Genomic DNA, 11276 nt, shown 5'->3' with positions numbered 1-11276 from the left:
TCTACACAACTATCCAAAATGGTGGAGTACTTAAAAACAAAAAAGGAGTTAACGTTCCTGGTGTATCTACAAAATTACCAGGTATTACTCCAAAAGACGAAGAAGATATTCGTTTCGGATGTAAAAATGATATTGACTTTGTTGCTGCTTCATTTGTTCGTACAAAAGAAAATGTGCTAGAAGTTAGACGTATTCTTAAAGAAGAAGGATGCGAACACGTTCAAATCATCCCTAAAATCGAATGTCAAGAAGCTATCGACAATATCGATGAAATTATTGAAGTATCTGATGGTATCATGATCGCTCGTGGAGACCTTGGGGTTGAAGTACCAGCAGAAGAAGTACCAATCATGCAAAAAGATATTATTGCTAAATGTAATGCAGCTGGTAAATTCGTAATCACAGCTACTCAAATGTTAGACTCAATGCAAAAAAATCCACGTCCAACACGTGCTGAAGTATCTGACGTAGCGAACGCAATTTACGATGGAACTGATGCAATTATGTTATCAGGAGAATCTGCAGCGGGAGCATACCCAATTGAATCAGTTCGTACAATGGCTACAATTGCTAAACGTACTGAAGAAATGCAAGATTACTCTCGTATTTTAAAAGCACGTTCTAAAAAAATCGTTTCTAAAGATATTACGAATGCAATTGGAGTATCTGTAGGATATACAGCTTTAAACTTAGATTTACACACAATCGTAACATACACTGAATCAGGACAAACTGCTAGATTAATTTCTAAATACCGTCCAAATGCAGCTATTTTAGCTGTAACACCGAGTGAAAAAGTTGCTCGTGGATTAAGTTTAGTATGGGGAGTAGATGCTCAAATCTCTAACCAAGTTAAATCAACTGACGAAATGTTAGAAACAGCTAAAGCTATCGCAGAAACTTCAGGATATGCTAAAAAAGGTGATGCTATCGTAATTACTGGTGGTATCCCAGTTAACACTTCAAGAAGTAATGTAGGATCAACTAACTTCTTAAAAGTTTCTGTAATTGATTAATATAAGAAAATCAAATAAAAAGGACAGAATTCAAAGTCTTAGATTAAAAAAGTTTATGAAAACGTGTAGACGTAGAGGTCTACTGCTATCTAATAAGCTTTAAGGAGTAATTCGGCAAAATTGATTTTGCCGAATTACTCCTTTTTTTATTAATAATAATGTTAGTGAATGACTGTTATATCTGTATCTATTTGTGATGTAAGAATTTTTACAGAAAATACATTAAAACAAAAAACAGCCCTTAAAGGACTGTTTTTCGTTATATGAACACAAAATAAAAATTTAGGATAAATAGTTATTTTGTAGTAATCAGGTTAAAACCTGAAATTAAATTAAAAGTTTATTGTTAAAAAAATTTTAACAACCGAAAGGAAATTTATGACTATATATAGTATAGTCGATTAAATGAAAGTTAAATAACTTCCACAGTTCTAAGAACAATCCAAAGGATTGTATGAGATATATAGATATATCCCCTTTATCTATTGACCCATATAATAATTATCATTTTATTTGAAAATACTTAATAATGTATTCCCAGGATTATATATTTTAGTAGTAATTAATATCAAGATGCAACAAATAGTATAATTGGAAAGAAATAAAAATAATATTAATTATACTAAAATATTTTAATGATAAAATTATCTTACTAACTGTTTACACCTCTATTTTATCAAAATATAGACTGTTGTCAATTGAAATATAACAGGGAAATAATTCTTGTTAAAAATATTTTTACATACTTAATCATGTATATACAAATAAAAATATTGTAAAATTACCGATGATTGAAAATGTTTTGATTATGCAAACTGACAAATAGTGTCATTTGCAAAATTAAAAATTATAAAAAATTATGGGAGTGACTCAAAAATCGTGATTTCCAAGAAACAAGATTTTGTCGAATCATCCCCATAACATATGTAGTGTTGTATTTAATTGTTAAAATAGTATCTTTAAATATATTGTTGTTAGCGAATTATTAATGTAGAATATAGTGTGAATAATATCTTCTCGTCATACTCCAATTATATCTGAATTATCTATTAACAATATTAGGAGAATCTCCAGTAGTTATTACATCAACTGCAGCATTAAGTGCACCTTCTACAAGGTTTTTTACTGCTGTTTCTGTATAGAAAGCAGTGTGTGGAGTATAGACAATATCGTCTCTATCGATCAACTCTTGCATTAAAGAATCATCGAAATCTTTATTTGAGAAATCTTTTGGTACATAATTTCCTTCGTGCTCATATACATCAAGGCTAGCCCCTAATAACTTACCACTATCCAAAGCGCGAATAACAGCTTTTGTATCCACAAGAACACCACGAGCGGCATTAGCGAAGATAGAACCGTCCTTCATTTTGCTAAAGAACTCATCATTTACCATATGAGTATACTCCTTAGTAGCAGGAACATGAATTGTAACAACATCAGATTGAGCTAATAATTCATCGATGCTATCAACATAATCCAATACCTCACGAGCAGCATCAGAAGGGTACAAATCATAACCTATAACTTTACATCCTAATCCTTTGAATAAAGTTGCAGCTTGTCTACCGATATTTCCTGTACCTAAAACCCCAACAGTAAGTGTTCTAAGCTCTCGAGAAATAATATTTTTATTCCATGTAAAATCATGTTTTTCAACGTTATTTAAAATTTTTCTAATATTTCTACTTATATATAATACAGTTGTTACGACATGTTCAGCAATTGCATTAGGTGAATATCTTGGAACGTTTGTCATACTAATTCCTAATTCACGCATATATTTTATATCGTAAATATCGAATCCAGCCATTCTGTTTGCGATAACTTTTACACCTTGCTCTTTAGCGTAATCATAAACTTCTTTTGCAAATGGTCTATTTTGGAACATTACAGCTCCTTGTTTTCCATCTAATAGGTGTTTTGTTTCTGCTTGAAGTTCGCCTTCATGTAGATCAATCTCTACCTCTGGATGTTCTTTTAACCATGCATCAACAAATGGTCTTTCATCTTCTCTCAAGTTAAATAGTGCTAATTTCATAATAGAATCTCCTTTTAATTTTTTTATATTTTAACTGAATATTAGATTGAGAAAAAGAAATAAATAAGTATTAATTGTATCTAATTTTCAGTTAAAACATAACGGTATAAAAAGTAATAACACATAAAAGATAGCGTTTACAATTCTTATTTTAACAGAAAAATAGATTATGTCAATAGGGAGATAAATAATAATACAGAAAATATATTTAATAAACAGAATCCTATATGGATACCTATATAGATGTGTTTATTATGAAATATATAATGAAAGCATAAATTAAATGCATATTTGTTTGAATTAAGTGATAATTGAAATTTTTAATTATTAAATGTTATTTATATTAATTAAAATTACGATTATAAAAATTTTTTATTTAATAGTACAGTTGGGATAGTGTCCTATATAACTATCAAGAACTATTTAGAAATTTTTCTAAATAGTTCTTGACTTTAATATAAGGTGGAGTTATAATCTATTTAGAAAGATATCTAAATAGAATTGCAGTTTGTTATATGAAGGAGTGATATACATGGGATGAGTGAAACTTTAAAGGCAATATCTGATCCAGTAAGAAGAAATATACTAGAAATGTTGAAAGAAGAGAAGAAAAGTGCTGGAGAACTAGCTTCGGAATTTCATTTAACAGGAGCTACTGTCTCCTATCATTTAACTCAGCTAAAAAAAGCGGGTTTGATATTAGAAACTAGGCATAAAAACTTTATTTATTACGAATTAAATGCCAGCGTATTTGAAGAAGTACTGGTGTGGATTTATGGTTTAGGAGGAAAAGATGATGAGAGTAGATAAAAAGAGTTTGTTTTTAGGAATTGCAATATGCTTGTTACCGATATTAATGGGGATGTACTATTATAATGTATTACCTGAACAAATAGCCGTACATTTCAATGCTAAAGGAGAACCGGATAATTTTGTGAGTAAAACTTATGCGATTATTGGTGTTCCTATATTCTTAGCGATAGTTCAGGGAATAATTTCGCTAGTAGTTGATTTTGATAAAACTCCGAAAAAAGGGGCGCTAATAATTAAGGGAATTATACCTTTGATAAGTGTTCTAGTTCAAGGTGGCATAGTAGCATATGCTTTAGATAATAATTTTAATGTACCACAATTAACAGTGTTTGTTATCGGAATAGTGTTTATTATACTTGGTAACTATCTGCCTAAAAAAGAATTTTGGGGAAAATACAATTTTAATCTTTTTGGTTTAGAAAAAGGTGTCAATGAGCAAAAAGTGATTAGAGGTTACGCATTGCATATGACTTTTAGTGGAGTTGCTATATTTATTAGTGGATTCTTTAGTTCTATAGTAGCATTAGTTTTAATAGTTATTTTTGCAATTGCCTCTGCGGTTTTACCCTTTTATTTGGTTAAAAAGTATAAAGGTTAGTAACTTATTCTATTTTAAACTTTTAAAGTAGATTACAGCTAAAAATTATTCTTAGGTTAAATTCCAGTTCTTTTCTTTGAACTGGAATTTATTTTGAAGATTAACTTAAGATTAATTTTAGATTTAATCATTTAGGATATTACTTTTAGAGATTAGAAGTTTATGGTATAATTGAAACTATGAAAATAATTTATGTAAACTAATTATTATTTTCAATGAAATTAGATTAGGAGGACATAGAGTGTTAGAACTTAAAAATATAGTTAAGAAGTATAATACTGGTGGTAGTGAAGTAGAAGTACTAAAATCTGTGAATATTCATTTTAGAGAAAATGAGTTTGTATCGATTTTAGGTGCTAGTGGAAGTGGGAAAACGACGTTATTAAATATTATAGGTGGTTTAGATAAATACACATCTGGCGATATGGCTCTTATGGGGCGTTCTACTAAAGAGTTTAGAGATAGAGATTGGGATAGTTATAGAAATGGGACTATAGGTTTTGTATTTCAAAGTTATAACTTAATATCTCATTTAAGTGTTATTGAGAATGTAAAATTAGCTTTGTCTATCTCAGGGCATTCTAATTCAGAAAATCATGAAAAGGCTAAGAAAGTATTAGAAGATGTTGGCTTAGCGGAGCATCTGTATAAAAAACCTAATCAACTTTCTGGAGGTCAGATGCAAAGGGTGGCGATCGCTCGTGCATTAGTAACTGATCCAAAGATTATTCTTGCTGATGAGCCTACAGGAGCGTTAGACAGTAAGACTAGTGTTCAAATTATGGAACTTATAAAAGAGATAAGTAAGACGAAGTTAGTTATAATGGTAACGCATAATCCAGAAATAGCGAAAAAATATAGTGATAGAATAGTAAGGGTTAAAGATGGAGAGATTCAAGAAGATACAAATCCGTATGTAGCTGAAGAGGTCGCTGATAATGGCTTTACTTTGAAAAAAACTGCGATGGCATTTGGTAGTGCGATTAAATCTAGTTTTAAAAACCTTCTTACGAAAAAATTCCGTACATTTATGACGGTTGCCGCTAGCAGTATAGGGATTATTAGTATAGGTCTAGTATTGTCTATTTCATCGGGAATGGATAAATATATTCAAACGATGCAAAACGAAAACTTATCATCTATGCCGATTATGATTAGTGCAAATCAGGTAAATTTCGGACTTAGTGTTGATGATGATAATTCAGAAAAAGACTCTAATGGCTCAGAATTAGTACCGAAGTCTAGCCGTGATGTACATAGAAACTTGTATTCGGTGGACGCATTAGGAAATGGAGAAACATTTATAAACTATATTCAAAATAATGCAAAGGATTATTATTCCGCGATTGAATTTACTCAAGGATATACAATACAGGCATTGACTAAAAATACAAAAGGTGATGTAATTGCTGTAAAACAAGATCAAGATGCATTAGGTGATGGTATTTTTGGAGTACTACCAGAAGATAAGAATATGATTATGAATCAATACGAAGTGATAAAATCATCTAAAGATAATTTTGAATATCCTAGTGAAAATGAAGTTGTATTATTTACTGCGAAAAATAATGAAATCGACAAAGCTACGTTGAAAGCATTAGGTTTTGATGAAAATTCAAAAGTTAAGTATGAAGATATTATTGGAAAAGAATTTAGCGTTATAGATAATAATAACTATTATAGAAAAATCAGTGATGGTTTTGTTCCGCGTGATGTTGATACTAAGATGTATGATTCGGGAACGAAGGTTAAAGTAGTGGCTATATTAAAAGCTAAAGATAGTTTCACTAGACCTCAGATGACAATCGGATATACAAAATCATTACAAAATAAGATGTTGGAAAAAGAGGCTAAATCTGATATTGTAGTTGCTCAAGAAAAGGATAAAACTGTAAATGTGGCGACGCGTCAGAAGATTGATGCGGATATGGCAGATCAGATTCTTGCGACAATAGGTGGAAAATCTACACCAAGCGCAATTATGCTTTATCCAAAATCTTTCAATGATCGTGATAAAATAGCTGAGGTTATTAATAATTTTAATAAAAAAGTGGCTGACAAATATGGTTCAGACAGCTCAGATTATCATAAATATAGTATTACATATGCGGATATGGCGAAGCAGATGACAACAATTATGTCACAGATGATTAATACAATTTCGTTAATCCTATCGGCATTTGCGGGAATTTCATTAATTGTATCATCTATTATGATAGGGATACTAACGTATGTATCTGTAGTAGAAAGAACGAAGGAAATTGGTATTCTTCGTGCAATCGGTGCTCGCAAAAAAGATATTACAAGAATCTTTATCGCAGAAGCAGGATTAATCGGATTTATTTCAGGAACTGTAGGTGTAGTGGTGACTATGCTTCTATCTATTCCTATTAGTAGAGCAGTTGCTAAGGGATTAGAAGTGGAGAGTTTCACAGCGTCATTAAATGCTCAAGCCTCAATAGGGTTAATAGCTCTTAGTTTAGTACTAACGCTTATCGCAAGTATTATTCCATCGAGAATAGCTGCGAAGAAAAATCCAGTAGAAGCGCTAAGAACGGAATAATAATCTATCTGCTATTTATTCTATAAGAAAAAAGACAGCACGCTATAGTATTAGGTGTGTTGACATTCCTGTTCATAGCAGATGTCCTAGTGGAAATATATTTTTGGACTAATAATTAGGAGAGTTAAAGAATAAAATAAAAACACATTAAGAAAAACTCGAGAAAACCAACTTAATTAAGATTGGAATTTTCGAGTTTTTTATTATTTTATTTTAGGTATAGAAAATATCATTTTAGGTAATAAATGAACTAAACTAACAAATCTTTGATACAATAAGAATGTAAACAACGTTGAGTACAAAATTTATCCTACAGGAGGGAATTATAATGATTAAATTTAAAGAACTTAATAAGGTAGAGTTGCACAATATTGATGGTGGTGGAGATAAGTTGGGATTTGCCCTAGCTAGTTGTGGGGCTGCTATAGCAACAGGAGCTGAAGAGCTGGCATTACTATCTATATATGGATTACCAGGAACGTTAGCAGGAGCAGCAGGACTGTGTGCAATCGGAGTATTAGGTATTCAATATAAATAAAGGAGAATTATATTATGAAATATACAGAATTAAATAAAGAACAATTAGTTAACGTGGCAGGTGGATTCAATTGGGGTGGCACAGCTCTTTGTAGTGTAGCATGGACAGGTGCAGGGTATGTTGTTGGAGGAGTAGCAGGCGGGCTTATTGCAGCACATTATTCACCACTTCTTTGTGCTGGAGCATTTGCCTGGTAGAGATTATGAAGAATATTATAGAATTATCTTTAAGATTTGTGGTATTCTTTATACTTATATACTTCTTAACATTCGGTTTTACAGAGGTTAACCCAGGTATTATTCTTACGTTACTAGCAATATTTGTAATGACAGTATTTGTTCAGGTGTTTGCTTTGGTTAGGAAACTTCCTGCTACACATCGTGTAAAATCGAAAATAATAGGAAATACAAGCACATTAGTAGTAATATTGCTTTTTGCATATATTAATCAAAATTTTGCAGAAGCTAATTTAAAATTATTTATGCTAAGTTTAGGTGTGTTAGCTATTATTGCTACAAAGAATATTATTGAATATAAAACGTTAACTAAATAAAACTAAAAAGCATGGCGACGATATAATTTGTATCATTATATCGTCGCCATGTTTTATTTTTAATTATTGGAGTTTTCTTTAATAGTTTTTTTGATTTTTCGTATTGTGTTTTCTGATAATAGTAATTCGACATTATTTGTAAATACTAGTTTATCTTTTTCTATTTCTAATAAGTTGTCTATATTCATGATGTATGATTTATGACAGTATATAAGTTTTTTATTAAGTTGTGCAATTTCTGATAGTTTTCCATAGAACGAGTAGTTTTTGTTATCTTTTAATACGATTGATATTTTGTGATTTCCGAAAGTTTCGAAGTACAGTATGTCATCTATATGGAAAAATAATTGTCTTGTACCCACTTTTATGGGTATTTTGTTAGTATTTGGATTTGTGACTATTTCTTTTTTATATTGACTATAAACAGATTCTAAAACGGAGCATATTTCTTTTTCTAAACTGACCTTGTTTTTTAAGATATATGCAAAAGGTGAAATCATTTTTTGTAGGATAATGTTTTGCATATTATCATGAGATGTAATGTAGATAAGCTTAGCAAAAGGATCTATATCACGAATTTTTCTACCTAACTCAATACCATTGATTTCATTATTTCCAAGATCAATATCAAGGAAAAAGAAATCTATTTTTTTGCTATTAATGATCTCTAATGTTTCTGTTGCATTATTAGTTGGGAATATAGTAACGTTATTCCAATCATGAATCATAGTGTAGTTTGCAACAGTTTTATGTATAATATCGAGCATTATTTTGTTATCTTCACATATTAAGATTTTCATACATTTCTCCTTCGATAGTTAATATTTGTACAAAAGTATTCCCATCTATTTCAGTATTCAACAGCATATTTAGTTTATTGGCAATTTCATGAGCGGAACTTAGACCTAATCCTCTATTAGTGTCTTTTGTTGAGAATCCTTCTTTGTTAAAATCTGCTATAGGTGTTCCAGTGTTATTAAAGGTATTAGATATTTGGATATCAGTAGTTTTATCGATTTGAATAATATTCATCTCGATTTTTTTATCGTGAGTAAGTTCAAGGGATGCTTCTATAGCATTGTCTAATAGAATACCTAAAACTCTACTTAGTTGCATTTCATCTGTGTAAAAGTCATTTATCTTACCTTGAATATTGATATCAATATCAATGTTATTATTTTGTGCTACTAATACTTTGTTTGTAATTAGACTTTTAAGTGAACTTACTTTTATCGAGTCTAGTTTGGCTATAACGATATTATTGAGTTCTATATTATTGTTGAAGTTCATAATCGTGCTGTTAAAGTATTTTTTTAGTTTTTCTTTATTAAAGTCATCGTTATTGATGTAGCCATCTAATCCTAAAATGATATTATTGAAATCATGTTTGAATTTCCTAATTTCATTATTGTTTTTCTCTAGTGCTAAAATATACTTCTTTTGCTGTTCAAGTTTCTGATTTTCGCTTTTGACTTCCGACTTAATTTTAGTATTTTTTACTAGATTATATGTGATTGAAGAAAATAATATAAAAAATACTGAAATGGTTATAATAGACATATAATATAACGGAATATCTTCTTTTCCTAATAGAGAATATATACTCAAGTAATTATAGAATATAAGTATAAATATTATTATTGATAGTAGAAATATATGAATTTTTCTATATTCTTTTATAAATATCATATCTAAATTTATTTTTACTTTTTTAGTGATAATCACAGTTAAAATACAGTATACAAGTAGATCTACGAAGTTGATAAGTTCTGGTTTAATATGTATAAATATGTATAAAAGTCCTGTTACCATCTCAGAGATTTTTATTAAAACTGTGATATATAAAATGATTATTAAAATATTGAAAATACGTACACGCATCTTGTTATATATAAATGCAAACGTAATTGGTATTGCGGCAAATATTATAATAAAGTATCCCAGGATAGAGAAAGATGCCAGATAGATTGAAGAAAATATTGTAATGAACAGTATATATGATTTGTTGTTGAATTTTAGAGAAAATTGGTTTTCTAATATATATAATATAGGGATTGATAATAATAGTATTTTAATAATACGTTCACCTAAAAGTACATAATGATTTTCCATGTTTTTTCTCCTTTATAATTATAAGTAAAATTTTATCATTATTTACATGGATAATCAATAAAAAATCAGTTTTAGGTATAGAAAATATCAGTTTAGGTAAAATTTGATTTTTAGAAAATAGAACAGTGTATAATAAATATAAATAGTATAATGTTGATAATTAGATGCTTATCAAGAGAGTACTTATAATAATATACATGAGGTGATAAAAAAATGAATAAAATATTAATGTCAATTATGGTTGTATCAGCTATATTTTCTAATACTTCAACTATTCATGCGAATGATACAGTGGTTAATAATAAGATAGAAGAAAAGGGAGTTACAGAAGATGAATATCTTCAAAATGTGGATAGATTTAATAAGTTAAATATGAAAGAGATTTACTCTAAATTTGAAAATAAAGAGACATTTGTACTATATCTCGGAAGAAAAACTTGCCCACACTGTAGAAAATTTTCTCCAATATTGAGAGAATTTAATATTTTATATGGAAATAAGCTAAATTATTATGATATAGAAAGTCCGGATTTAGATAAAGATGCTAAAGTTTTTCTTTCAAAATTAAAAATCCCTGGAGTACCAGCTGTATTATATGTAAAAGAAGGTAAAGTAGTAAATGGTTGGGCAGGAATTGGGATAACAGCTAAGGGTTTATATGATAGATTTTTTAAAGAAGATACTAAAAGCATAGATAAGAGAGAAGTGAAAAACTCTAATATTAATAGAAAAGAAAATAATAAAGAATCAATATATATCAATAATAATATAGAAAAAATTCAAAGTACTAAAAGTAGTGTAGAAGTTAATAAAGTTAAAATTTTGCCTAGAACATCAGGTGTAAGATAAGGAGAATTATCATGAAAACAGATAAAAATAATATTAAACAAAATAAGAAAAATAGTAAGTTTTTAAAATTAACAAAAATTGAAGTAGAAACAATAAATGGTGGAGGATATTTTATGGATTTTTTAGAGTATTTTTGGGTAAAGAAAAAGGAAATAGTGGAGGGAAAACATAATATTAATATTTCTTAATTTAA

12 protein-coding genes are annotated in these 11276 nt (G+C 29.2%); 9 read left to right on the top strand and 3 right to left on the bottom strand.

Going from position 1 to position 11276, the window contains the following annotated elements; translation table 11 throughout:
- Positions 1-1016: pyruvate kinase (pyk, locus tag RWQ73_RS04145; protein WP_314406800.1), on the top strand; the 1016-nt coding region annotated here is incomplete at its 5' end.
- Between the two features lie 1042 nt (positions 1017-2058).
- On the opposite strand, the gene RWQ73_RS04140 is transcribed toward pyk, so the two are convergent.
- On the bottom strand, positions 2059-3057 hold the full coding sequence (locus RWQ73_RS04140; RefSeq protein ID WP_314406799.1) for a D-2-hydroxyacid dehydrogenase: 999 nt from the start codon (positions 3055-3057) through the stop codon (positions 2059-2061).
- A 537-nt stretch (positions 3058-3594) separates the two neighbouring features.
- Here RWQ73_RS04140 and RWQ73_RS04135 point away from each other — a divergent pair.
- The 6 genes from RWQ73_RS04135 to RWQ73_RS04110 all read left to right on the top strand — a co-directional run bounded on the left by RWQ73_RS04135 (position 3595) and on the right by RWQ73_RS04110 (position 8122).
- On the top strand, positions 3595-3867 hold the full coding sequence (locus RWQ73_RS04135; protein ID WP_003144186.1) for an autorepressor SdpR family transcription factor: 273 nt from the start codon (positions 3595-3597) through the stop codon (positions 3865-3867).
- Positions 3854-4468 (top strand): DUF1648 domain-containing protein, encoded by a 615-nt coding sequence (locus RWQ73_RS04130; RefSeq protein ID WP_314406798.1) that lies wholly within the window; start codon positions 3854-3856, stop codon positions 4466-4468. The genes RWQ73_RS04135 and RWQ73_RS04130 overlap by 14 nt, the downstream gene beginning before the upstream one ends.
- Positions 4469-4709: 241 nt before the next feature.
- Complete coding sequence (locus tag RWQ73_RS04125) at positions 4710-7031, top strand: ATP-binding cassette domain-containing protein (RefSeq protein ID WP_314406797.1); 2322 nt, start codon at positions 4710-4712, stop codon at positions 7029-7031.
- A 328-nt stretch (positions 7032-7359) separates the two neighbouring features.
- On the top strand, positions 7360-7569 hold the full coding sequence (locus RWQ73_RS04120; RefSeq protein ID WP_314406796.1) for a class IIb bacteriocin, lactobin A/cerein 7B family: 210 nt from the start codon (positions 7360-7362) through the stop codon (positions 7567-7569).
- Between the two features lie 14 nt (positions 7570-7583).
- Complete coding sequence (locus RWQ73_RS04115; RefSeq protein ID WP_314406795.1) at positions 7584-7766, top strand: Blp family class II bacteriocin; 183 nt, start codon at positions 7584-7586, stop codon at positions 7764-7766.
- Between the two features lie 5 nt (positions 7767-7771).
- Positions 7772-8122, top strand: a complete 351-nt coding sequence (locus tag RWQ73_RS04110) for a hypothetical protein (RefSeq protein ID WP_314406794.1) — start codon at positions 7772-7774, stop codon at positions 8120-8122.
- A 59-nt stretch (positions 8123-8181) separates the two neighbouring features.
- Here the strand turns inward: RWQ73_RS04110 and RWQ73_RS04105 are convergent, their stop codons facing one another.
- Together RWQ73_RS04105 and RWQ73_RS04100 are read right to left on the bottom strand one after the other, a co-directional pair.
- Positions 8182-8922, bottom strand: a complete 741-nt coding sequence (locus tag RWQ73_RS04105) for a LytTR family DNA-binding domain-containing protein (protein WP_314406793.1) — start codon at positions 8920-8922, stop codon at positions 8182-8184.
- A complete protein-coding gene (locus tag RWQ73_RS04100) occupies positions 8903-10234 on the bottom strand; it encodes a GHKL domain-containing protein (protein ID WP_314406792.1) in 1332 nt (443 codons plus the stop codon). The genes RWQ73_RS04105 and RWQ73_RS04100 overlap by 20 nt, the downstream gene beginning before the upstream one ends.
- Before the next feature lie 213 nt (positions 10235-10447).
- On the opposite strand from RWQ73_RS04100, the gene RWQ73_RS04095 reads away from it, so the two are divergent.
- Positions 10448-11083, top strand: coding sequence for a hypothetical protein (locus RWQ73_RS04095; RefSeq protein ID WP_314406791.1), 636 nt, complete (start codon positions 10448-10450; stop codon positions 11081-11083).
- Positions 11084-11094: 11 nt separating this feature from the next.
- A complete protein-coding gene (locus RWQ73_RS04090) occupies positions 11095-11271 on the top strand; it encodes a hypothetical protein (RefSeq protein WP_314406790.1) in 177 nt (58 codons plus the stop codon).
- The last annotated feature ends 5 nt before the right edge of the window (positions 11272-11276 follow it).

This window comes from uncultured Gemella sp. (genome assembly GCF_963525875.1).
GTDB lineage: Bacteria > Bacillota > Bacilli > Staphylococcales > Gemellaceae > Gemella.
Note: the sequence above shows the minus strand (reverse complement) of the source record. Positions and strands in the feature narration are given on the sequence as shown.

Excerpts from the sequence above, each read along its gene's own strand:
- RWQ73_RS04110 (WP_314406794.1), top strand. The coding sequence starts at position 7,772 with ATGAAGAATATTATAGAATTATCTTTAAGATTTGTGGTATTCTTTATA.
- RWQ73_RS04115 (WP_314406795.1), top strand. The coding sequence starts at position 7,584 with ATGAAATATACAGAATTAAATAAAGAACAATTAGTTAACGTGGCAGGT.
- RWQ73_RS04100 (WP_314406792.1), bottom strand. The coding sequence starts at position 10,234 with ATGGAAAATCATTATGTACTTTTAGGTGAACGTATTATTAAAATACTA.
- RWQ73_RS04120 (WP_314406796.1), top strand. The coding sequence starts at position 7,360 with ATGATTAAATTTAAAGAACTTAATAAGGTAGAGTTGCACAATATTGAT.
- RWQ73_RS04105 (WP_314406793.1), bottom strand. The coding sequence starts at position 8,922 with ATGAAAATCTTAATATGTGAAGATAACAAAATAATGCTCGATATTATA.
- RWQ73_RS04090 (WP_314406790.1), top strand. The coding sequence starts at position 11,095 with ATGAAAACAGATAAAAATAATATTAAACAAAATAAGAAAAATAGTAAG.
- RWQ73_RS04095 (WP_314406791.1), top strand. The coding sequence starts at position 10,448 with ATGAATAAAATATTAATGTCAATTATGGTTGTATCAGCTATATTTTCT.
- RWQ73_RS04130 (WP_314406798.1), top strand. The coding sequence starts at position 3,854 with ATGAGAGTAGATAAAAAGAGTTTGTTTTTAGGAATTGCAATATGCTTG.
- RWQ73_RS04140 (WP_314406799.1), bottom strand. The coding sequence starts at position 3,057 with ATGAAATTAGCACTATTTAACTTGAGAGAAGATGAAAGACCATTTGTT.
- RWQ73_RS04135 (WP_003144186.1), top strand. The coding sequence starts at position 3,595 with ATGAGTGAAACTTTAAAGGCAATATCTGATCCAGTAAGAAGAAATATA.